A 21,252-nucleotide genomic window follows, 5' to 3' on the forward strand; every position below is an offset into this window, starting at 1 on the left:
CTTCATGAGCGGTCGGCGGGCGGATTGGGGGAGGCTGCTGCTTCCTCCCGGTCGTACTGCGACGGCGCGTCGTCGTCGACGGAGTCTCGCGCCTGGAACGTGCCGCGCTGGAACCCGGCCAGCGAGGAGGCCGCACGCTCCGCGGTGAAGTCTTCCAGCTCCGTGTCCTCCTCGACCGCCCCGGCCTCCTCCCGCAACTCACTGGCCAGACTGGTCTGCGGCACCCGCCGCGGCAAGGGGGTCAGCCCACCCGGATCGACGGAGGCCGCCGGTTCGGACGACCGCGCCGGCGGGATGACGGGCCGCGCCTTGGGAGCGGCATCCGGTTCCTCAACTGCCCGGTCCGGCGCGGTGGTTGCGGTCGCGGCTGCCTTCTCCGCCACGACCGCCCCGTCCTCCGCGGCACGTGACGCAGCCGGCGCGAACTCCTCGACCGGTTCGGGTACGACGATCTCGTGCGGGATGAGCACGATCGCGGTCGTGCCGCCGTACGGCGAGGAGCGCAGGGTCACCGCGATGCCGTGCCGGGTGGCGAGCCGGGCGATCACGAACATGCCGAGGCGGAGGTCGTCGGCGAGGGCGACCACGTCGAACTGCGGGGCCACCGCCAGCTGTCCGTTGAGCGAGGCGTAGTCCTCCTCCGACATGCCGAGGCCGCGGTCCTCGACCTCGATGACGAGTCCCTTGGCGACCATCGCGGCCCGTACCCCGACCGGGCTCGGCGCGGGGGAGTACACGGTCGCGTTGTCGATCAGCTCGGCCAGCAGGTGGATCACGTCGGCGACCGCGGGCGGCGCCAGGCACACCTCCTCCTCGGTGTGCACCTCCACCCGCTGGTACTCGGCGACCTCGCCGACGGCGCTGCGCAGGATGTCGATCAGCGCGACCGGCTCGGTCCAGCTGCGGCGCGGCTGCTCGCCGCTGATGACGACGAGGTTCTCCTCGTAGCGGCGCAACTGGCTCGCGGTGGAGTCCAGTTCGTACAGGCCGCGCAGGACCTCGGGGTCGTCGTGCCGGCGCTCCAGCTGGTCGAGCTTGGTGAGCTGGAGGTTGACCAGGTTCTGGCTCTGCCGGGCGATGCCGAGGATGACCTTCTGGAAACCCCGCCGGGTGTCGGCGAGTTCGACCGCGGTGTGCACGGCGGTGCGCTGCGCGGTGTTGAACGCCTGGGCCACCTGGCCGAGTTCGTCGTTCCCGTAGTCCAGGGGCGGGGTCGCCGACTCGACGTCGATCTTCTCGCCCCGGTTCAACCGGGCGACCACGTCCGGGAGTCGGTCCTCGGCGAGGCCCAGCGTGGCCGCCTTCAGGCCGCGCAGCCGGCGGGACAGCGAGCGGGTGATCCGCCACGACATGCCGACGCACAGCAGCAGGGCGGCGAGTCCGCCCGCGCTCAGGGAGGCGGCGGTGACGAGCAGGTTGTGCGCCTTGTCGGAGCTGCGGTCGAGGAGGCCGGACGTCTGCTCCCTGATCAACGTCGTGTACTGGTCGGCGACTTCGGACAGCGCGGAGTTCCACTGCTTCTGCTCATCGGGCAGGACGATCCGGCCGGCCGTGCCGTCGTCCGGGTCCGCCTTGCCCGCCGTGCCGGCCCTGAGCACCGCGTCCTCGGTGGACTCCAGGGTGCTCCACTCGACGCTCTGCAGCACGTGCTCGATCTTCGTCTTGGTGGCGCCCTGGAACCCGGTGGCGATCTGGTCCTCGACCAGCCAGCGCCGGGCGTGCACCAGCTCGGCGAACTGCTCCCACGACTCGTCGTCGAGGTGCCCGGAGTGCCAGGCCAGCGTCAGCTGCGCGTCCTCCTGGGAGACCAGCTCGGCGCCGTGCTCCAGCGCGACGAGCGGCTCCGCCTGCGAGGTGAGGTCGCCGTCGTCGACCTGGGACAGCTCCTGGAACGCCTGGATCTGGTCGTCGATGATCGCGGTGTACTGGTCCAGCACCTGCTGGGGCGTGATGTCGGTGGGGTTGTCCACCTGGTCCCGGTAGTACTCGAGGCTGTCGACCGACGCGACGACCGAGTACATCCGGTCCCTGATCCGGGACGGCGCCTTCTTGATCGCCCCCGACTGGGCCACGAGTTGGGCCACCGCCTTGTCCGTCACCGTGCGCTGGGCCTCCAGCGCGGCCTCGGAGCCGTGCGGATACGCCATCCAGGCCGCCGAGAGACTGCGCTCCTTCTGCAGCGCGAGCGCGGCCTCGGTGCCCATGGCGCCGGTGGACCTGCTCAACTCCGTCTGCGAGCGCAGCCGTAGCCCCTCCGCGAACATCTGGGTCGTCGTCACGCCCCACATGGCGGCCAGCGTGACGCTGGGGACCAGGGCGAGCAGGATCAGGGAAAGACGTATGGAACCGACGCGGCGCCGGGCACCTGTCCGTGGAGACATCGTGGTCGTCCTCGCTACATCCTCGTACGAAGTGTCCGGTCAGCGCGTTCCGTTGGCCGCGAACTTCGCGACCGCGCCGACGTTCGTCTTCGTCACGAACGCCGGGCCGGTGAGCACGGGAGCCGCCCCGCCGCCACTGATGTTGCCGTTGGTCTTGTAGAGCCACAACGAGTCCACGGCCAGATAGCCCTGCAGATAGGGCTGTTGATCGACGGCGAACTGTATGGCCCCGCTCTGCACGGCCTTGACCAGGTCCTGGTTGAGGTCGAAGGTCGCGACCTTGGCCCTGCTGCCCGCCGCCTTCACGGACTTGACCGCGGCCAGTGCGAAATCGGCGCCCATCATGACCACTTCGTCGATGCTGGGGTCCTGCTTCAGCCGGTCCGTCACCCCGGCGGACACGGCGTCCATGTCGGTGCCGTCCACGTAGAGCATGTCGGTCTCGCCGGTGAACGCCTTCTTCACGCCCGCGCAGCGCGCCTCCAGGGCGACATTGCCCCGCTCGTGGATCACGCACAGGGCGTGCCTGGCCTTGAGGGCGTCCAGTTTCTGGCCGACGGCGCGGCCCGCGACGCTCTCGTCCTGCCCGAAGAACTCCAGGACACCCTCCGACTGCCAGGAGTCGATACCGGAGTTGAGGCCGACCACGGGAATGTCCGAGGCCTTGGCCTCCTTGATGGGCCCCTTCATCGCGGCCGGTTTGGCGAGCGTCAGCGCGATGCCGTCGACCCCGTCCTTGATCGAGTCCCGCACCAGTTCGGCCTGTCCGGTGGCGTCGGGGTCGCTCGTGTACGTCAGGTCGACGCCGTCCTTGGCCGCGGCGGCCTCGGCACCCTTCTGCACCAGCAGCCAGAAGGCGTCGCCCTTGCTCGCGTGGGTCACCAGCGCGATCTTGAGCCGGCCCGTGCTCGCGGCACCGGCCGCGTCCTTGCCGGAGCCGGAACCACCGGTCCCCGAGCAGCCGGAGAGCAGCAGGGAGCCGGCCACGGCGAGGGTGAGCGCCGTGCCACGTATGAGGCGGAAGGAGGCGTGAGGTGGGGGTGGAGTCGTCATGGGCGGTGCGGCACCTCGCTGTGCGGCCGAGCTGGGGGACGGGGAGGATGCGCCCGGAGCCGTAAGAGGTGCGCCGACCGGGTTACTCCCGTTGGGCCGGAGCCAATCGCGTGTGACCGCTGGTAGTCAAGTGAGCAGCGACATGGAGTGAGTTGTTGGCGCCGCATTGTGATCATCTCGACGTCGTAAGGAAGTTGAGCACTGCGAGGGCGAGGTTACGGGCGGGGGGACGGGTGGTGACACCGAGGGGTTACGCCAAGGACCGCGGCGGATCCTCCCGAAGGGTGCCCCGCCGTCGAGGGGCGGGGGCGTGGATCGGACCGCGGTCCAGGTCGTCAGGGGTGTGCCAACTCCCTTACAAGAAGCGGGAGTCGGAGGTCGGGTCAGAGGTCGAACTCGTGCGGCGGCAGGTCGAGGCTGAAGCACGCCTCGCGGACCACGGCCTGCTCGGTCTTGTCGAAGTCGCCGTCCGCGCCGCCGATCACGATGCCGATCTGGATCACGGCACGCGCCTCGGCGGGCTTCTTCTTCGCCTTGGCGATCTCCTGGAGCACGCTGACCTTGCCGAAGGCGAAGTCGGCCGTCAGCTTGTTCAGGTTCTCGTCGAAACGGCGCTGGAGGTCCGTCGCGTCGAAGTTCTGCAGCACCTCGTTGCTCGCGATGAGCTGGGCGACGCGCTGCCGCTCCGACGGGTCGACCGTCCCGTCGGCCGCCGCCACCAGTGCGCACATCGCCATGCTCGCGTCGCGGAACGCCCCGCTCTTCAGGTCGTTCTTCTTCGCCACGAGCTGGGTCTGCATCGTCGACGCGGACTCCTTGAAGCGGTCCCACAGGGCCATGCGAACTCCATATGTAGTAAGTCGTGCGTCACGTAAACCGTCGTGCGTCTGCGGCACCGTGGAAACTCCCCGGACCGGGGAGAAGTTCCGGCCGCCTAGACTGGGCGGTTCACGAACGGGACCGGTCAGGAACGGGAGGCGACCACGGTGGCGGCAGCCGGCAGCGGCTTCGAGGATCCGTCCGCCGACGTGCTCGCGGACGCCGCCGCGGCCTTCGGGCTGCTGGCCTCGCCCGCGCGGCTGCACATCGTGTGGGCGCTGGCCCAGGGCGAGAGCGATGTCACCGGGCTCGCGGAGCGGGTTGGCGGCGCGCTGCCCGCGGTCAGCCAGCACCTCACCAAGCTGAAGCTCGCGGGCCTGGTCCGCTCCCGCCGCGAGGGCCGCCGCCAGGTGTACTTCGTCGACGACCCCGACGTGGTCGACGTCGTCCGGCTCGCGGTCACCCGCATCGGCGCCCGCGCCGCCCGGACCGGCCTGCCCGCCCCCCGACTCCGTGGCCTCTGACACCGCCGCCCACCGGCACACCCCGCTCCAGGTGCTGCGGCAGCTGGACACCGGCCCGCGCGGACTCACCGACCCGGAGGCCGCGGCCCGGCTCGCGGCGACCGGCGAGAACACGGTCCCCCAGCGCCGTACGGCCTCCTGGCCCCGCCTGTTCCTGCGCGGCCTGCGCGACCCCTTCACCGCTGTCCTGCTCTGCCTCGGCCTGGTCTCGGCGGTCGTCGCCTCCTGGGGCACCGCCGCGGTGATCCTCGCCCTCGTCGCGGTGAGCTGCGCGCTGCGCACCAGCGGGGAGCACCGGGCCGACCGCTCCCTGCACGACCTGCGCGAGCTGGTCGGTGCCACCGCCAGTGTGCTGCGCCGTACGGACGCGGACGCGCCGGTACGGGCCCGGGAGACACCGGTCGCCGAACTGGTGCCGGGCGATGTGATCCGGCTCGGGCCGGGCGACCTCGTCCCCGCGGACGTACGACTGCTGCGCGCGACCGGGCTGACCGTGCACCAGGCCGCCCTCACCGGCGAGTCCGCACCGGTCGCCAAGGCCGCCGTGGAACTGCCCGGGGCGGACGACGAGGGGCCGTTCGCGCAGCCGCATCTGTGTTTCCAGGGCAGCGGGGTCGTCTCCGGGAGTGCCACGGCGGTCGTGGTGTCGACGGGGGCGCGGACCCGGTTCGCGGCCGCGCACGGCGGCCCGGTGCGGCGGGAGGCGAGCGCGTTCGACCGGTCCGTGCACGGGATCTCCTGGGTGCTGATCCGGTTCATGCTGCTGACACCCCCGCTCGTCCTGATGGCCGGCGCGGCGCTGCGCGGGCGGGGCCTGGCGACGCTGCCGTTCGCCGTCGCGGTGGCGGTCGGGCTGACGCCCGAGATGCTCCCGGTGATCGTCACGACCTGCCTCGCGCGCGGGGCCGCGCTGCTCGCCCGTACGCACGGCGTCGTCGTCCGACGGCTCCCCGCGCTGCACGACCTCGGCGCCGTGGACATCCTCTGCCTCGACAAGACGGGCACGCTCACCCAGGACCGCCCGGTCGTGGAACGCGCCCTGGGCCCCGACGGCCTCGACGACCCGGATGTCCTGCGCCTGGCCGCCACAGCCGCCTGGTGGACCCTCCAGCTCGCCGAGGCGCCCGTGCCGGACGCGCTCGACGAGGCGCTGCTGGAGGCGGCGGGACCGGTGGGGGAGTCGTACGACGGGGTCGGGGCCGTGCCCTTCGATCCGGTACGGCGGCTCGCGACGGCGGTGGTGCGGGGGGAGGCCCTCGGCACGCACACGCTGATCGTGAAGGGGGCGGTGGAGGACGTACTGGAGCGGTGTGCGCTCGAACAGGCCGATCGCGAGCGGCTGTTGACCCTGGCCGGTCGGGAGGCGGAGTCCGGGCTGCGGCTGCTGGCGGTCGCCACCGCCGAACGTCCCGCACGCGCGCGTGACTACGGCCCGGCGGACGAACGGGGCCTGGTCTTCCGGGGGTTGGTGACATTCCACGACGCGCTGAACCCGGACGCGGGGGAGGCGCTACGGGCTCTGGCCGACCTGGGGATCGGCGTGCGGATCCTCACGGGGGACCATCCGGCTACGGCGGCACGGGTGTGCCGGGAGTTGGGACTGGAGGAGGGGGAGGTACGGGTCGAGGCGCGCTGCACGCCTCAGGACAAGGCCCGCGCGGTCGCCGACCTGCGCGCGGCCGGGCACACGGTCGGCTTCCTCGGGGACGGGCTGAACGACGTGCCCGCACTGCTCGCCGCCGACGTCGGGATCGCGCCGCGCGCCGCCGTGGACGTGGCGCGGGAGGCCGCGGACGTCGTGCTCGCCGGCAAGGATCTCGCCGCGGTCCGGCACGCGGTCACGGCCGGGCGGCACAGCAGCGCGAACATCGCCTCGTATCTGCGGATCACCCTCTCCTCGAACCTCGGCAACGTCATCGCGATGCTCGCGGCGGGCCTGCTGCTGCCCTTCCTGCCGATGCTCCCGGCCCAGGTGCTCGCCCAGAACCTCTGCTTCGACGCGGCCCAACTGGCTTTCGCCTACGACCGTCCCGGCGCCGCGGCGCTGCGCCGCCCGACCGTGCTGCGGCCGCGGGCGTTCCTCCGCTTCATCACCGGGTTCGGGGTGCTGAACGCGGTCGCGGACCTGGCGACGTTCGCGGTGCTGGCGCTGGCGCTGCGGGGGCCGGACGCCGTGGACGACGAGGTGCTGTTCCACTCGGCCTGGTTCACCGAGAACCTGCTCACCCAGTCGCTGGTGATGCTCCTCCTGCGGACCAGGGGCGGTGCGCCGGGGCCGGTGGGGCGAGCCGCCGTCGCGCTCGCCGCCGCGGGAGTACTGCTGCCCCTGAGCCCGCTGGGCGCCGCGCTGGGCATGACGGGGCCGGCGTTCCCCTACTACGTCCTCCTGGCGGCCGTGCTCGGTGTGTATGCCCTGGCCCTGAGGGGTTTGCGATCCACCTCAGGGTTGTACAGTTGCGCAACATAGCAACTGTTGTGAGGGAAGAAAGGGCGACGTCATGCTCCGCAACGGACTCGAACCATGGCACCTGCTGGTCGTGGCGATCATGGTCATCCTGCTGTTCGGCTCGAAGAAGCTCCCGGAGGCCGCCCGCGGACTGGGCAAGTCCATGCGCATCCTCAAGAGCGAGGCGAAGGCGATGAAGGAGGAGGGCAACGTGACGGAGCCGACCGCCACGTATCAGGCCGCCGAGTCCGCGGTCGCCGAGTCCACGGTCGCCCCCGCGACGGAACCGCCCGCGGCCGCCAGTTGATCTGACTCCCCGTCACCCACCGTACGGACGGCGGGGGTTCGGTGGTTGCCGCACGCGTCGAGCCCCGGCTGTCGCCGGGGCCGGGGCGCGGGGTCAGGCCTGGTGCTGGAGGGACTTCGTGGTCGTCTTCGCCTCGCGCTTGCGGCGGCGGCGTTCCGACCGGGGCTCCTGGTCCGGCAGCCAGCCGAACGTCATGCAGCTGCCGACGATGCCCAGCAGCAGCCCGACGAAGAAGCCGCCGAGGTTCGAGGTGAGCCAGCTGCCGAGGCTGCACAGGATCCCGATGATCGAGTAGAAGAGCCGCTGGCCCGGGCTGAAGAGGATCAGCAGTCCGCACAGCAGCATCATCACCGGGAGCAGATACCCGGTCATGCCCTGCATCCCGATGTGCATCGCGACCTTCAGCGACACCTTCTCCGTGAGCAGGATCTCCGCCCCGCCCAGGGCGAGCAGCAGCCCGCCCCAGAACGGACGGCGGGCCCGCCAGCGCCGGAAGGCGGGCCCTCTCCCCTGCTGTGGCAGGTTCTCCGACATCAGCAACCCGAGTCGCTGAAGCTGAGCTTGAGGCCCGGCAGCTTGAACACACCCGCCGTGGTCGCGTAGTTGGTCTGCCGCAGGTTGTCGATGTGCACGGTGTCGGACTGCTGGCTGAAGACGCCCTTCTTGCCCTGCACACCCGCCTTGTTGAGCGTGCTGGCGTCGTTGCCGATCTGGATGTTGCCGAAGGACGCGTCACCCGACAGTTCCGTCGAGTCCGTGGTCAGGTCGGTCGCCGTGACCTTCGTCGAGCCGCTGCCCGCCTTGATCAGCAGGTTGACCCCGCCCAGGTCGACGCTCTGGCAGAGGCTGTCCAGCGTGGCGCTCTTGATGGCGGAGGTCATGATCAGCACCTGCCCGCCGGTGTCGCCCTCGTTCGGGCTGTTCGGGATCATGCTGTCCAGGTCGCCGAACTGCTCGAAGCCGGTGCCGTCGAGCGACTTGGCCGTGACCGTGAACGGCATGCCCGAGATGGAGAACTGCACCCCCAGCGCGCCCTGCGCGGTGAGCACCGCGAGGGCCGCCGCGGCCAGCGTGGCCGGCACCGCCATGATCGCGGCACGGCGCAGTCGGACCTGACCGCGTCTCTCGGGCCCCTCGGCGGTCGCGGGTGCGGAACCGCTTTCCGGCTGCTCAGGGGTGTTTCCGTTGGACGGGTTGGCGTCCGAGGGTGAAGCCATGTCTGCTCCCATGTGCTGCTCTGGTTCAACGCGAGTCGGTATCGAAGTGGCGCGTTGTCCTGGCGCGGACAGCGGGTGCGGCGAACCCCTCCCCACAACTCCCGGCGGGTGCAAGGGCTTTCAAGGTTACGCAGCAGTAGCCGTCGAGGAAGTTACCGGGGGTTACATTGAAGGGTCAAGGGAGTTGTGAAAAAAGAGTGTTGATGATGCGCCACCTGTGAGGCAAGGCTTTCGCGCACCTCCGGCGAGTCCCGGCTTGTACATCAACTTGCCCTGCATCTCTTGACGTTGACGGACACTCAGGTCTACAACTCTCCCTTGTTTGCCGGATCCGTGGCGCCGGATCCGCCGCGCGGCACGAGCCGCGTTCCCGGACTTCCCTTTCCACAGGGGCACTTCACGCCCTCAGAGTCCGAACCCCCGCGGCCCGGCACGGCCGCTTCCCCCCTGGTCGTGCCGTCCGCCCCACCGCCCGGCCCGGCCGGAGACCCCCAACCCCCGCGGGCCTCCGGCCGGTCACCGGCCGGCCGCCGCCCCGGCCCGTCACGTACGGAGAAGGCGTCACGGGCCGGCGGCGGCGAACTCACGCCGGCCGGCGGCGGTGGCTCGCGCCCTCGACCCCCAGTTCCCCCACCCCCCGAGAACCCCCCGGTTCGACCCTCCACTTCGGAAGAAGAGGTACACCCGCATGCGTACTCGCACCGTCCTCACCCTCGTCGGCTCCGTCGCCGCGCTCACCCTCCCCTTCATCGCCCCGGCGTCGGCGGCCGACACCGTGCTCACCACCGGCAGCCTCGGCGGCACCGCCGTCGCCGTCGGCGATGTGCTCACCGCGCCCCTGGCCACCGGCACCACCGCCACCCTGTACTCCAGCGCGACCGGCACCAGCGGCATCAAGTGCACGACGTCGCAGTTCACGGCGACCGTCACCGACAACCCGACCGCGCCGGGCACCGCCACCGAGTCCGTCTCCGGGCAGAGCTTCGACAGCAGCAGCTGCACGAGCAACGTCCTCGGCGTCACCGGTGTCACCAGCATCACGGTCGACAACCTGCCGTACACCACCGCGGCCGTCTCGGACGGCACCCTGACCGTCACCCCGGCCAGCGGCTCCACCATCCAGACCACGGTCAAGCTGACCACCCTGTTGGGCAGCATCACCTGCGTCTACCAGGCGCCCAGCCTGACCGGCACGGCGAGCAACACCGACACCAGCATCAACTTCACCAGCCAGGCCTTCACCAAGACCTCCGGCTCGTCCCTGTGCTTCAGCGCGGGCTACTTCACCGCGAAGTACGCCCCGGTGACGGACAACGGCGCGGCGGTCTACACCAACTAAGGAGTACCGGACGAAGGCCGGTCAAGGAGCAAGTAGGGCCTGTACGCGTCGAGTCGGACGTCAGCGTCGACGCAGTCGCAGGGCCAGGGCGGCGCCCCCGGTGAGCACGAGCACCGCGGCGGCGCCGCCCGCCACCATGGGCGCCGACGGGCCGCCGGACGCGGCGTCGGTGTCGGACGCCACCGGACTGCTGCCCGGCGCGGTGCTCTCCTCGGACGGGGACGCCTTCTGCGCCGTGGCGGATGCCGGGGCCTTCGCCGAACTGCTCGCGGCCGTAGGGGACTTGACCGCGGACGCGGACGGACTCGCCGTCTTGTCCTTCGCGGCGGATGTCTCCTTCGAGGAGGACGAAGACGCGGTCCCGCCACCCGGGAACACCACGTCCGAGCACGAGTAGTACGTGTCCTCGGTGCTGCTGTTCTGCCAGATGGTGTAGATCAGCTGGCGCCCGGTCCGGCCCGTCGGCAGCGTCGCCTCGATGCGGTACGCGCCGCCGGTCAGCGGCGGGTCCTTCACCTCGGCGAACGGCGTCGTCGGCAGCTCGGACCAGGTCAGCGGCTTCGACGCGTCGTAACCGGCCTTCGTCAGATACAACTTGAACGTCCCAGTGTGCGCGATCGTCGACGCGTACGTCATCGTCAGCTTCGCCCCCGGAGTCAGCCGCGTGGACGGCCAGTCGGTACGGGCGAGGTCGAGCCCCTTGTAGTCGGACAGGCCACCGCTGCACAGCTTCCCGTCGGGGATCAGCTGCCGGTCCCGCCCGTTGATGTCGGGGACGCGAATGTTGTCCCAGAACGTGAAGGGCCCTCCGTTCGCCGCCACGGCCGCCTTGCAGGCCGTCGACCCGGCCGCGCTGCCGCCCTGCGGCGAGCAGGCGTAGACCCGGCTGACCGGATACGTCGGCGCCCCGTGCGCCTGCGCCGGACCCGCCGCCCAGACGGTGAGCAGCAGCGGGGCCAGGGCGGCGGCCGCCAGGGCGGTGCGATGTGCGGTCGTCCGGGGCATCCGGATCGTCTCCTCGGCCGGGGGCGGCAACGGTCTGTTCGTGCAATACGGGCAGCGGGCCCGGCGCGTTCAGTTCCTCCGGCCGCCGCGCAGCGGGGCGCGTCCGGGCGACTGCCGGACATCTAGGGTCGGTTTCCGGCCCGATCGAGGGTTTTCCCCGTATCCGCATGACCTTCTCTTTGCCTATCGTTTGGCCACAGCTGACCCACAGGCCACCCCTGACCGGTCGGCTCCCCGCGCCTGGTCGGCCACCGCGCCGCTTTTCTCGATGACCCCCCGCCGCTTCGACGACGAAGCGAATCGACCGCTGCTCCGCGCTTGTTGGAGTACGGCCACGAAAGGCAAGCCCTTGCGCACTCCCACGGCATTCCCCACCGGACGGACCCTGATATCCGTCGCCGCGGTCTCCGCGGCCCTCCTCGCCACGGTCGCCACCTCTGCCGCCGTCGCCCAGGTGCCCCCCACCCAGGCCGCCGCGCCGGCCCTGTCCGGACAGACCGAGGCCGCCCCCGGCACCCTCGCCGAGCGCCTCATCGTCGGCTACAAGTCCGGTGCCGCCGAGGCGAGTTCGAACCGCGCCGCCGAGGCCGACGCCACCGCCAAGGGCAAGGAGACCGGCGAGAACGTCGACTTCCAGCGCCGCCTGGGCACCGGAGCCGCCCTGGTCGGCCTCGGCAACGCCCGCAGCACGACCGAAGTCGCCGACGTCATCGCCGAGTTCAGATCCGACCCGCAGGTCTCCTACGTCGTACCGGACCGGCTGAACACCCCGCAGGCCGACCCGAACGACACCGGGTACAGCAGGCAGTGGGACCTCTTCGAGTCCACCGCCGGGATGAACGTGCCCGCCGCGTGGCCGACTTCGACCGGCGGCGGGGTCACCGTCGCCGTCATCGACACCGGTTACGTCACCCACTCCGACCTCGCCGCGAACATCGTCGCCGGCTACGACTTCATCAGCGACACCGCCGTCTCGGTCGACGGCAACGGCCGCGACAGCAACCCGGCCGACCCCGGCGACTACTACGCCGCGAACGAGTGCGGCGCGGGCATCCCGGCCAGCCCCTCCTCCTGGCACGGCACGCATGTCGCGGGCACCATCGCCGCCGCCACCAACAACGGCAAGGGCATCGCGGGCATCGCCTACGGCGCGAAGATCTCCCCGCTGCGCGTCCTCGGCAAGTGCGGCGGCTACGACTCCGACATCATCGACGCCATCACCTGGGCGTCCGGCGGCACCGTCTCCGGCGTCCCCGCCAACGCCAACATCGCCAAGGTCATCAACATGAGCCTGGGCGGCGACGGCGCCTGCACCTCGGCCACCCAGAGCGCGATCACCGCCGCCGTGAACCGGGGTACGACAGTCGTCGTCGCTGCCGGAAACGACAACGACAACGTCGCGAACCACTCCCCGGGCAACTGCGCCAACGTCATCTCGGTCGCCGCCACCAACCGCGCCGGTGCCAAGGCGTCCTACTCCAACTACGGCTCCGGCGTGGACATCTCGGCCCCCGGCGGCCAGACCAGCACCGGCACCGCCAACGGCATCTACTCCACGCTGAACTCCGGCACCAAGACGCCGTCCACCGAGTCGTACGCCTACTACCAGGGCACCAGCATGGCCACCCCGCACATCGCGGGCCTGGTCGCGCTCATGAAGTCGGCCGACCCCGCGCTGACCCCGGCCCAGATCGAGGCGGCCATCAAGGCCAACGCCCGTGCCCTGCCCGGCAGTTGCTCCGGCGGCTGCGGTGCCGGTCTCGCGGACGCGGCGAAGACCGTCCAGGCCGTGAGCGGCGGCAGCGGCAGCGCGCCCTCCGCCCGGTAGGTCGCGGCACAGGGTATCCACAGAAACAGACCGACTGACCCGTAGGGCGAGGCACTTCCCCGGAGGTGCCTCGCCAGGGCGGTCGGTCTTCCGTTTGGCCGGGAACCGGCGCTGACACGTGCCACAGCCACCGAAAGTGGTCAAGAGTCGGGGCAGGGGTGACACAGAGACGCAAGTGATGGGAACGTGAGGGGTGTTGGCGGTCTTCGGGTGCAAGGTCGACACCGCCATACCGTGAGCTACTGTGTACAGGGGGTAAGAAAAAAACGGCATGGGCCGTTGTTTTTCCTTCATCAGGAGTGTTTCAGTCGATGGTGAGGCAGCTACGGGCCGAACAGACCCGCACAACGATCATCACGGCCGCCGCCGAGCTCTTCGACCGGCAGGGCTATGAATCCACCAGCCTGAGCGACATCGTCGACCAAGCCCAGGTCACCAAGGGCGCCCTGTACTTCCATTTCGCGGCCAAGGAAGACCTGGCCCACACCATCCTGGAGATGCAGGCCAAGGCCTCACGCCAGATCTCCAAGGAGATGGACGGCAGGGGCTACTCCTCACTGGAGACGTTGATACGTGTCACGTTCGGCATGACGCGGCTGGCCGTCGAGGGCCCCATCCCGCGCGCCGGACTCCGGCTCGCCGCGGGGGAGATCGAGGTACGGCCCCCGCTGCCGCACCCCTTCACCGAGTGGCTGGACATCGCCTCCCGCAAACTCACCGGCGCCGTCGCGGAGGCCGACGCCCACCCCGACACCGACGTGGACGCCGTGGCCCGTACGCTCGTCGGACTCTTCGTCGGCATCCGCGTCGTGGGCCGCACCCTCGAACCGGTGGCGTTACAGCCCCGCAGAACCGCCGAGATGTGGCATCTGGTGATCCGCGGCCTGGTCCCCGTACCCCGCCGCGCCCGCTACCTCAGCCTCGCGGCGCGCCTGGAGCGGGAGATCGAAGCCGACTGACCCGCCCGGTACGGTGAGCCGCATGCCCGACACCCCCACCGCGCCCGTGATCCTCGGCGACGAGCCCGGCTCGTTCCCCCGCAGCGTGCTGGCCGAACGGCACCCCGCGATCATCCACCAGGTACGCGACGCCTTCCCCTACGGCCCCGAGCAGCACCGCGCCCTCGACGCCCTCCTGAAGAACTGCACCGAGGGCACGATCGAACCCCTCCCGGCCGACGCCCCCGACCACGACCGGTGGGCGGCGTGGGGCACGGAGAAATACAGCGGACAGTCCTGGTACGACGTCCCCTGGCTCTGGTCCGAGAGCTACTTCTACCGCCAACTCCTCGAAGCCGTCGGCTACTTCGGCCCCGGCGCCTGGCAGGGCATCGACCCGTTCCGCCCCTTCAAGCGCGCCGAACTCGACGCCCCCGAGACGGACGAGGAGCTCGCCGCACTGGACGAGCTGGAGTCCAGGCCGCCGGCGGAGCGCGCCAACTCCCTTCTGCACGGCTCCCTTTGGGGCAACCGCGCGGACCTCGGCTTCCGCCTCTCGGCGGCCGGAGCGGAGTCGGCCTCGCAGGACCCGGTCCCGGCCCTGGTGGCCGACGACAGCGAACGGCTCTGGTCACTCCTCTCCGGCACCGGCACCCTCTGCCTCGTCGCCGACAACGCCGGCCGCGAACTCATCCCCGATCTCCTGCTGTTGGCTCATCTCCTCGACCAACGGCGCGTCGAGCGCGCGGTGTTGCACATCAAGCCGCACCCGTACTACGTCTCCGACGCCACGACCGCCGACGTGGTCGACGCCCTGCACCGCCTCGTCGGGGCGCCGGGTGCGGCGGCGACGTACGGCCGCCGCCTCTGGTCGGCCATGGCGGACGGCCGTCTCACCGTGCGCGCCCACCCCTTCTCCTGCGCCCCGCTCCCGTACGCCGAGATGCCCGCCGACCTCCGCGCCGAGTTCGCCGCGGCCACCCTGACGATCGTGAAGGGCGACCTCAACTACCGCCGCCTGGTGGGCGATCGCCGCTGGGCTCCGACCACACCGTTCGCCGACGTCACCGCGTACTTCCCGGGCCCGGTCGCCGCCCTGCGCACCCTCAAGTCCGACGTGATCACGGGCCTGGACGCCGGAACGGAGGCCGCGCTGGTCGCGGCGGAGGGGCAGCGCTGGCGCACGGGCGGCACGCACGCGCTGATCCAGGTGCGGGGGGTGTCCCCGGCGCCCGCCGTGTAGTTGGGTCGGTGACCGACGTTCCTGTCGCACGAGGGGAGTACGACCGAGATGCGTATCGGAGTGGCACCGCACCGTCTGTGGCCCGACGGGGAGGGGGAGTTGGACGACGTCCTCCAAACCGCCGTCAGGGCCGAGGAGTTGGGCCTCGACCATGTCTTCGCGAGCGGTCACGCGGTGGTCGGTGACCTGGGGGTGACCCCGGACCCGCTGGTCCTGCTGGCCGCCGTGGCCGGAGCGACGCGACGGATCGGGCTGGTCACCAGCGTGCTCGTCCTGCCGCTGTACAACCCGCTGATCCTGGCCCACCAGACCGCCACCCTCGACCGCCTCTCCGGAGGCCGTTTCACCCTGGGCGTCGGCACCGGCTGGGACGCCGAAGAGTTCGCGGCCGTAGGCGTCCCGTTCGCGGGCCGGGGCCACCGTATGGACGAACAGCTCGCCGTCGTACGGCAGTTGTGGCGTGGCGAGGGCTCGCCACGGCTCGGGGTGCTGCCGCGCACCGAGGGCGGTCCGCCGGTGTGGATCGGCGGACAGAGCGACGCGGCACTGCGCCGGGCCCTGCGGTTCGGTGACGCGTGGCACGGGTCCGGGGTCGATGCCGAATCGCTCACCGGGGTGCGGGCGCGGCTCGCCGCGCTCGGTGACGAGGTTGGCCGCGACCCCGGTCAACTGGCTCTGACGGCAGGGCTGTTCCTCGTGCCGCCCGGGTTCGCGCCCGCGGTCAAGGTGCCGGGGCGCTCGCTGGGCGGAGCCGGGGCGAGCGCCGAGAGCGTCCGGGACGAGCTGGGCCGGCTGGCCGACGCCGGGCTGGTCTCCGCGTCGCTGTGGCTGCCGGTGGAGACGGAGGCGCTGCCGGACGCGCTGGCGTGGGTCGGCGAGGAACTCGTCCCGCACCTGTCCGGACAGCCCTAGCCCAGCCGCACGTCCTGCCACACCATCCGGTGGTCGGACGTGACGACCGTGGTGCCGTCGCCGACCAGGCGGTACAGCGGGTCGTCCGAGGTCGGCCAGAAGACGCCGTTGCGGCCGGGGAGCAGGCCCTTGGACGGCAGCACGTGGTCCACGCGCAGATTGCCCGGCGCCGTGTCGCTGAAGTCGCCCGTGTCATAGGCCGGGTTGCCCAACTGGCCGATGTTCGCGCCGCCTTGGAGCTTCGCGGCCTCGACCCCGCCCGCGCTGGCCGGCGGCTTGGCGGGGAGGTTGATCGCCGGGTGGTCGAGGAACTGCCGTACGGCGTGGTCGTAGCTGTCGCCGTCGTACGGATCGGCGTTCTGGTCGCCCGCGATCACGAACCGCGAGCCCGGCCGCAGCCCGCCCCGGACGCCCTTGTCGTCGTAGAGATAGGCGCTGCGGGAGTGGCCGCCGATGTAGTCGGCCCACAGGCGGATCTCGTCGTGGTTGCGGCGGCCGTTGCGGTCCTCGGTGCCGTCGAAGGTGGGCGGTGTCGGGTGCGAGACGAGGAAGTGCACGGTCTCGTGGCCGAGCCGGACCGGCACGTCCCAGTGGCTCTTGGAGGAGAGCCGGAAGATCGCGCGGGCCGCGTCGCTGTAGTACCCGGGAGGGATCACGTTGCCCGGCATGTCCTTCCACAGGAAGTGCTGGAAGGTGCGCACCGCGCGGGTGTCGATCGGGAACTTGGAGAGCACGACCATGCCGTACTGGCCCGGGAAGAAGCCGTAGCCGAACGCGTCCTGCCCGTACGCGTCCGAACCAGGCGTCGTCACCACGCCGTTCTTGCCGTCCAGGTCGACGCCCGAGGGGACGCCCGTGTTCACCGGGCCGGTGAAGTGGTGCGGGAAGTGGATCGGGCGGGCGCCGCGCTGGCCCCGGGACAGGTAGTTGTCGAGGAACAGGCGGACCGCTCCGCCGCCCTCGACGTAGTCGAACTCGTTGATCAGCAGGATGTCCGGGTTCACCCGCTGGATCGTCTCGGCGACGTTGCGCGCCTGGGCGTTGTCGGGCGTCGACAGGTCCGTGACCAGCGCGCCCTCGGTGGCGCGGTTCAGCGAGGCGTTGAACGTGGCGAACCGTACGGTCCGCCCGTACCGCCCATGCTGCCCGTGCTGCTCGGACGCCGACGCGCGCACGGTGGCGGTACCGGCCAGCGCCGCTCCGGCCAGGGAGGCGAGCGTGGCGCGGCGGGAGAAGGTTCGGGAGTGGTTCATCGGGACTCCGGCCAAGGGAGGGGACACGTGAACCCCCGTAGTCTGCGCGCGTAGAAGTGAACGTCACAAGATGCGGGCGAAACTCATGGGTTCACTCCTGATTCACGCGATGGTGTGATCATGTCCCTTGCTCGGGATGGCCGTTGAGGGCCGCGGGTAGGGCCCGGCCATGACCCAGCCGTTCGAACTCCCGCACTTCTACATGCCGTATCCCGCGCGCCTCAATCCGCATCTGGACGAGGCCCGCGCCCACTCCTCCGTGTGGGCCCGCGAGATGGGCATGCTGGAGGGCTCCGGGATCTGGGAGCAGGCCGACCTCGACGCGCACGACTACGGCCTGCTCTGCGCCTACACCCACCCCGACTGCGACGGGCCCGCCCTGTCGCTGATCACCGACTGGTACGTGTGGGTGTTCTTCTTCGACGACCACTTCCTGGAGACCTTCAAGCGCAGCCAGGACCGCGCCGGCGGCAAGGCCTACCTGGACCGGCTGCCGCTGTTCATGCCGCTGGACCTCTCGACTCCCGTGCCGGAGCCGGAGAATCCGGTCGAGGCGGGGCTCGCCGACCTGTGGGCGCGCACGGTGCCGTCGATGTCCGTCGACTGGCGCCGCCGCTTCGCCGTCTCCACCGAGCACCTGCTCAACGAGTCCCTGTGGGAGCTGTCCAACATCAACGAGGGGCGGGTGGCCAACCCCGTCGAGTACATCGAGATGCGCCGCAAGGTGGGCGGCGCGCCCTGGTCGGCGGGGCTCGTGGAGTACGCGACCTCCGAAGTGCCCGCGTCCGTCGCCGAGGAGCGGCCGCTGCGGGTGCTGATGGAGACCTTCTCCGACGGCGTCCATCTGCGCAACGACCTCTTCTCCTACCAGCGGGAGGTCGAGGACGAGGGCGAGCTGAGCAACGGCGTGCTCGTCCTGGAGTCGTTCTTCGGCTGCACCACCCAGGAGGCCGCCGACACCGTCAACGACGTACTGACCTCACGGCTCCACCAGTTCGAGCACACCGCGTTCACCGAAGTGCCCGCCGTGGCCCTGGAGAAAGGTCTCACCCCGGACGAGGTCAGGGCCGTCGCCGCCTACGCCCAGGGACTGCAGGACTGGCAGTCCGGCGGCCACGAATGGCACCTGCGCTCCAGCCGCTACATGAACGAAGGCGCCCTCGACAACTCGCCGTTGAACGGCCCGACCGGCATCGGCACCTCAGCCGCCGACATCGGCGCCCTGCTCGCCTCGGCCGGCGCCGAACGGCTGCGCGCTTACACCCACGTGCCCTTCCAGAAGGTCGGCCCCTCCCAACTCCCCGACTTCTACATGCCGTTCCAGGTCGAACTCAGCCCGCACCTGGACGGCGCTCGCGTCCGCCTCGTCGACTGGGCACATGCGATGGGCCTCCTGGAGGAGGGCGTCTGGGACGAGGAGAAACTCGCCGCCGCCGACCTCCCGCTCTGCTCCGCGGGCATCGACCCGGACGCCACCGAGGCGGCCCTCGACCTCAGCTCCCGCTGGCTCGCCTGGGGGACCTACGGCGACGACTACTACCCCCTCGTCTACGGCATCCGCGGCGACCTCGCCGCCGCCCGTGTCACCACGGCCCGCCTGTCGGACTGCATGCCCGTCGAGGGACCGGCGGTCATCGTGCCGGTCAACGGCATGGAGCGCGGGCTCATCGACCTGTGGGCCCTCACCACCGCCGAGATGCCCCTGGACGACCGGCGCACCCTGAAGACCGCGATCAACACGATGACCGAGAGCTGGGTCTGGGAACTGTCCAACCAGATCCAGCACCGCGTCCCCGACCCGATCGACTACCTGGAGATGCGCCGCGCCACCTTCGGCTCCGACCTCACCCTCAGCATGTGCCGCATGGGCCACGGCCCGAAGGTCCCGCCCGAGGTCTACCGCACCGGCCCCGTCCGCGCCCTGGAGAACGCGGCCATCGACTACGCCTGCCTCCTCAACGACGTCTTCTCCTACCAGAAGGAGATCGAGTACGAGGGCGAGGTCCACAACGCGATCCTCGTCGTGCAGAACTTCTTCGGCATCGACTACCCAACCGCACTCGGCGTCGTCCACGACCTGATGACCCAGCGCATGCGCCAGTTCGAACACGTCGCCGCGAACGAACTGCCCATCGTCTACGACGACTTCGACCTCTCGGACGAGGCCCGCGAGATCATGAAGGGCTATGTGACCGACCTCCAGCACTGGATGGCGGGCATCCTGAACTGGCACAGCGAGGTCGACCGCTACAAGGCGGAGTACCTGTCGAAGCGGTCACACGGGTTCGTGCCGGACCGGGTGCCGGTGTTGCCGTTCGGTTGAGGGTGATGCGGGCGGGCCTGAGGCAGCACCCCCATCGACACCCGGAGGGCGCTGACACAGCCGCTCAGTCGAGATCCCGCGCGTCCCCGACTCGCTCGGCGGCCTCAACGGCGTGCTCTCGTACGGCCGTTGCCGCCGGCCCCGAGAGCTTGCCGCGTATGTCCTCGGCGGCGGCCAGGGTCGCGCGGGCCTCCTCCGGGAGGTCCGCGTCGGCCAGGTCGCGTGCCAGGGCGTAGTGCTCCTTGGCAATGAACTGGCCGAGGTTCACGTCCTGCCAGTACCGGAGGGAGTCGTCGGCGGGGGCGGACAGGGTCTCCCGTAGGACCGCCAACGTCCGTCCTGCTTGCGGGAGTTGACCAGTCTCGCGCTCCAGCCGGGCCTGGGTCAGCCGGGCCGAGACGCGGTCCCATGCCGTGTCCTGGAGGGCGGCGTGGAGGCGCTGGGCGCGCAGGGCCTGGGTGAGATCGCCCAGCTGCTCGAACTCGCGGGCGAGCGAGGACAGGGGAGAGGTGTCCAGCGCCTTCGGCGCGTCCGGTCGCCGCAGCATGCCCTGGTCCAGCTCGATCGCGTCGAGCCTGCGGATCAGGGCGGTCCGGGCCAGCTCGGTCAGACCCTGGTCGGCGGCCAGTCCGGTCCAGGTGTCCGACGGCTCGTCGGACGGGTCCGTACCGAAGAAGACGTCGTCCAGACCGAGCGCCCACTCCCGAAGGGCCGCTCCGTCCGCGCCGGGCCGGGGCATCTCGCTCAGCCCGCACGCGGTGTCGAAGTCCGTCTCCCGCACCTCGTCCAGCAACGGCAGATCCTCGGGGTGGCCGTGCAGCCCCACCAGCACGGCGGCGAGCCGCAGTTCGTCCGTCATCGACGACTCCGCCTCGTGGCGGACCAGGTGCCGCAGCAGCTCCAGATCACTGTCCGCGCGGTCGAACTGCGCGGCCCGCAGGGCGAGTCGACGCCGTACGGGATCCTCGGCCGTCGCGTCCCACACCGTACGGTCGCCCGCGCGCAGTGCCGCGAGATCGTCGCGGCCCCGGGCGAGCACCGGCTCCCACAGCGGGGGACGGGGATGCCGGTCCAGGAGGTCGTAGGCGCGGCCCTCCTCGGCGTTCAGGAGCAGGAAGTCGGGCTCGGTGCGCAGCAGGGCGGTGTGCAGCATGCCGATCAGCTCGACCGGGGAACGCTCGGACAGGCCCAGGGCGGTGCGGAGTCGGGGCCTCGCCTCGTCGATGCCGTAGTCCTCGCGGAACTCCTCCTCCGTCTCCGCGACCCGGGCCAGGATCTTCTCCGGGCCGTCGGCCGGGGACAGGTCCAGATGGTCGCGCCAGCCCGGCAGACCGATCACGATCTCCAACGCCTCGTCCACAGTGGAGCCGATGATCCCAGCCGAGCCCTCGGAGTCGGCGTACAGCACCGAACCGTCCGCGCACACGAAGTACGTACCGCCCGACCCGTCACCCGCGACCGGACGCAGCGGACCACCCGAGGCCAGCCGCACCGGCTCGACGTGGTCGGCCCGGTCCAGGTCGAAGTCGAAGGGGAACGCGGCCAGTTCGGCCAGGTGGGCGTGGTGTCGGAGCAGCCGCAGAGCGTGATCGGTCATGTCACAGAACGTAACAGCCGCCACTGACAACGGGATCGGACGACGGGATGCCGGGCGGTGAGATGCC

16 protein-coding genes and 1 pseudogene are annotated in these 21,252 nt (G+C 70.9%); 9 read left to right on the top strand and 8 right to left on the bottom strand.

The features are described 5' to 3' along the window. Window positions 1–2: 2 nt before the first annotated feature. The 3 genes from OO69_RS16860 to OO69_RS16870 all read right to left on the bottom strand — a co-directional run bounded on the left by OO69_RS16860 (window position 3) and on the right by OO69_RS16870 (window position 4,273). The gene (locus OO69_RS16860) at window positions 3–2,381 is read right to left on the bottom strand and encodes a nitrate- and nitrite sensing domain-containing protein (RefSeq protein WP_033281472.1); all 2,379 of its coding nucleotides are present in this window, start codon (window positions 2,379–2,381) and stop codon (window positions 3–5) included. Between the two features lie 39 nt (window positions 2,382–2,420). Next, on the bottom strand, window positions 2,421–3,434 hold the full coding sequence (locus OO69_RS16865) for a substrate-binding domain-containing protein (protein ID WP_033281473.1): 1,014 nt from the start codon (window positions 3,432–3,434) through the stop codon (window positions 2,421–2,423). A gap of 383 nt (window positions 3,435–3,817) precedes the next feature. Beyond that, on the bottom strand, window positions 3,818–4,273 hold the full coding sequence (locus tag OO69_RS16870) for a tellurite resistance TerB family protein (protein WP_033281474.1): 456 nt from the start codon (window positions 4,271–4,273) through the stop codon (window positions 3,818–3,820). 147 nt (window positions 4,274–4,420) lie between these two features. On the opposite strand from OO69_RS16870, the gene OO69_RS16875 reads away from it, so the two are divergent. The 3 genes from OO69_RS16875 to tatA are packed head-to-tail and all read left to right on the top strand — an operon-like array spanning window position 4,421 to window position 7,530. Further along, the gene (locus OO69_RS16875) at window positions 4,421–4,777 is read left to right on the top strand and encodes an ArsR/SmtB family transcription factor (RefSeq protein WP_033281475.1); all 357 of its coding nucleotides are present in this window, start codon (window positions 4,421–4,423) and stop codon (window positions 4,775–4,777) included. Beyond that, complete coding sequence (mgtA, locus tag OO69_RS16880; protein WP_033281476.1) at window positions 4,767–7,244, top strand: magnesium-translocating P-type ATPase; 2,478 nt, start codon at window positions 4,767–4,769, stop codon at window positions 7,242–7,244. Before OO69_RS16875 ends, mgtA begins: the two co-directional genes overlap by 11 nt. Window positions 7,245–7,275: 31 nt before the next feature. Continuing rightward, window positions 7,276–7,530 (top strand): Sec-independent protein translocase subunit TatA, encoded by a 255-nt coding sequence (gene tatA, locus OO69_RS16885; RefSeq protein ID WP_033281477.1) that lies wholly within the window; start codon window positions 7,276–7,278, stop codon window positions 7,528–7,530. A 93-nt stretch (window positions 7,531–7,623) separates the two neighbouring features. On the opposite strand, the gene OO69_RS16890 is transcribed toward tatA, so the two are convergent. Together OO69_RS16890 and OO69_RS16895 are read right to left on the bottom strand one after the other, a co-directional pair. Further along, window positions 7,624–8,064 carry a DUF6114 domain-containing protein gene (locus OO69_RS16890; RefSeq protein WP_033281478.1) on the bottom strand — a complete coding sequence of 147 codons (441 nt, stop codon included), beginning with the start codon at window positions 8,062–8,064 and terminating at the stop codon, window positions 7,624–7,626. Continuing rightward, complete coding sequence (locus OO69_RS16895; protein WP_033281479.1) at window positions 8,064–8,747, bottom strand: DUF6230 family protein; 684 nt, start codon at window positions 8,745–8,747, stop codon at window positions 8,064–8,066. The genes OO69_RS16890 and OO69_RS16895 overlap by 1 nt, the downstream gene beginning before the upstream one ends. A gap of 688 nt (window positions 8,748–9,435) precedes the next feature. On the opposite strand from OO69_RS16895, the gene OO69_RS16900 reads away from it, so the two are divergent. Further along, window positions 9,436–10,086: a hypothetical protein gene (locus OO69_RS16900; RefSeq protein ID WP_033281480.1), complete on the top strand. Its 651-nt coding sequence runs from the start codon at window positions 9,436–9,438 to the stop codon at window positions 10,084–10,086. 60 nt (window positions 10,087–10,146) lie between these two features. Here OO69_RS16900 and OO69_RS16905 read toward each other — a convergent pair whose 3' ends face one another. Continuing rightward, on the bottom strand, window positions 10,147–11,091 hold the full coding sequence (locus OO69_RS16905) for a lytic polysaccharide monooxygenase auxiliary activity family 9 protein (RefSeq protein ID WP_033281481.1): 945 nt from the start codon (window positions 11,089–11,091) through the stop codon (window positions 10,147–10,149). 349 nt (window positions 11,092–11,440) lie between these two features. Between OO69_RS16905 and OO69_RS16910 the strand changes: the two are divergent. The 4 genes and pseudogenes from OO69_RS16910 to OO69_RS16925 form a co-directional block, all read left to right on the top strand. Next, window positions 11,441–12,901, top strand: a pseudogene (locus OO69_RS16910) (S8 family peptidase); the annotation flags it as partial. 329 nt (window positions 12,902–13,230) lie between these two features. Further along, window positions 13,231–13,878, top strand: coding sequence for a ScbR family autoregulator-binding transcription factor (locus tag OO69_RS16915; protein ID WP_033281482.1), 648 nt, complete (start codon window positions 13,231–13,233; stop codon window positions 13,876–13,878). Between the two features lie 22 nt (window positions 13,879–13,900). Continuing rightward, window positions 13,901–15,100: a damage-control phosphatase ARMT1 family protein gene (locus OO69_RS16920; protein WP_033281483.1), complete on the top strand. Its 1,200-nt coding sequence runs from the start codon at window positions 13,901–13,903 to the stop codon at window positions 15,098–15,100. Between the two features lie 48 nt (window positions 15,101–15,148). Beyond that, window positions 15,149–16,012 (top strand): TIGR03619 family F420-dependent LLM class oxidoreductase, encoded by an 864-nt coding sequence (locus OO69_RS16925; protein WP_033281484.1) that lies wholly within the window; start codon window positions 15,149–15,151, stop codon window positions 16,010–16,012. On the opposite strand, the gene OO69_RS16930 is transcribed toward OO69_RS16925, so the two are convergent. Further along, window positions 16,009–17,265 carry an endonuclease/exonuclease/phosphatase family protein gene (locus tag OO69_RS16930; protein ID WP_033281485.1) on the bottom strand — a complete coding sequence of 419 codons (1,257 nt, stop codon included), beginning with the start codon at window positions 17,263–17,265 and terminating at the stop codon, window positions 16,009–16,011. The genes OO69_RS16925 and OO69_RS16930 overlap by 4 nt on opposite strands. A 169-nt stretch (window positions 17,266–17,434) precedes the next feature. On the opposite strand from OO69_RS16930, the gene cyc2 reads away from it, so the two are divergent. Then, window positions 17,435–19,588 (top strand): germacradienol/geosmin synthase Cyc2, encoded by a 2,154-nt coding sequence (cyc2, locus tag OO69_RS16935; protein WP_033281486.1) that lies wholly within the window; start codon window positions 17,435–17,437, stop codon window positions 19,586–19,588. Window positions 19,589–19,652: 64 nt separating this feature from the next. Here the strand turns inward: cyc2 and OO69_RS16940 are convergent, their stop codons facing one another. Further along, window positions 19,653–21,185 (bottom strand): hypothetical protein, encoded by a 1,533-nt coding sequence (locus OO69_RS16940; protein ID WP_033281487.1) that lies wholly within the window; start codon window positions 21,183–21,185, stop codon window positions 19,653–19,655. Window positions 21,186–21,252 lie beyond the last annotated feature (67 nt).

It is taken from the genome of Streptomyces sp. NRRL F-525, assembly GCF_000716605.1.
GTDB lineage: Bacteria > Actinomycetota > Actinomycetes > Streptomycetales > Streptomycetaceae > Streptomyces.

Excerpts from the sequence above, each read along its gene's own strand:
- OO69_RS16870 (WP_033281474.1), bottom strand. The coding sequence starts at position 4,273 with ATGGCCCTGTGGGACCGCTTCAAGGAGTCCGCGTCGACGATGCAGACC.
- OO69_RS16920 (WP_033281483.1), top strand. The coding sequence starts at position 13,901 with ATGCCCGACACCCCCACCGCGCCCGTGATCCTCGGCGACGAGCCCGGC.
- OO69_RS16915 (WP_033281482.1), top strand. The coding sequence starts at position 13,231 with ATGGTGAGGCAGCTACGGGCCGAACAGACCCGCACAACGATCATCACG.
- cyc2 (WP_033281486.1), top strand. The coding sequence starts at position 17,435 with ATGACCCAGCCGTTCGAACTCCCGCACTTCTACATGCCGTATCCCGCG.
- OO69_RS16890 (WP_033281478.1), bottom strand. The coding sequence starts at position 8,064 with ATGTCGGAGAACCTGCCACAGCAGGGGAGAGGGCCCGCCTTCCGGCGC.
- OO69_RS16905 (WP_033281481.1), bottom strand. The coding sequence starts at position 11,091 with ATGCCCCGGACGACCGCACATCGCACCGCCCTGGCGGCCGCCGCCCTG.
- OO69_RS16865 (WP_033281473.1), bottom strand. The coding sequence starts at position 3,434 with ATGACGACTCCACCCCCACCTCACGCCTCCTTCCGCCTCATACGTGGC.
- OO69_RS16930 (WP_033281485.1), bottom strand. The coding sequence starts at position 17,265 with ATGAACCACTCCCGAACCTTCTCCCGCCGCGCCACGCTCGCCTCCCTG.
- tatA (WP_033281477.1), top strand. The coding sequence starts at position 7,276 with ATGCTCCGCAACGGACTCGAACCATGGCACCTGCTGGTCGTGGCGATC.
- OO69_RS16860 (WP_033281472.1), bottom strand. The coding sequence starts at position 2,381 with ATGTCTCCACGGACAGGTGCCCGGCGCCGCGTCGGTTCCATACGTCTT.
- OO69_RS16895 (WP_033281479.1), bottom strand. The coding sequence starts at position 8,747 with ATGGCTTCACCCTCGGACGCCAACCCGTCCAACGGAAACACCCCTGAG.
- OO69_RS16900 (WP_033281480.1), top strand. The coding sequence starts at position 9,436 with ATGCGTACTCGCACCGTCCTCACCCTCGTCGGCTCCGTCGCCGCGCTC.
- OO69_RS16940 (WP_033281487.1), bottom strand. The coding sequence starts at position 21,185 with ATGACCGATCACGCTCTGCGGCTGCTCCGACACCACGCCCACCTGGCC.
- OO69_RS16925 (WP_033281484.1), top strand. The coding sequence starts at position 15,149 with ATGCGTATCGGAGTGGCACCGCACCGTCTGTGGCCCGACGGGGAGGGG.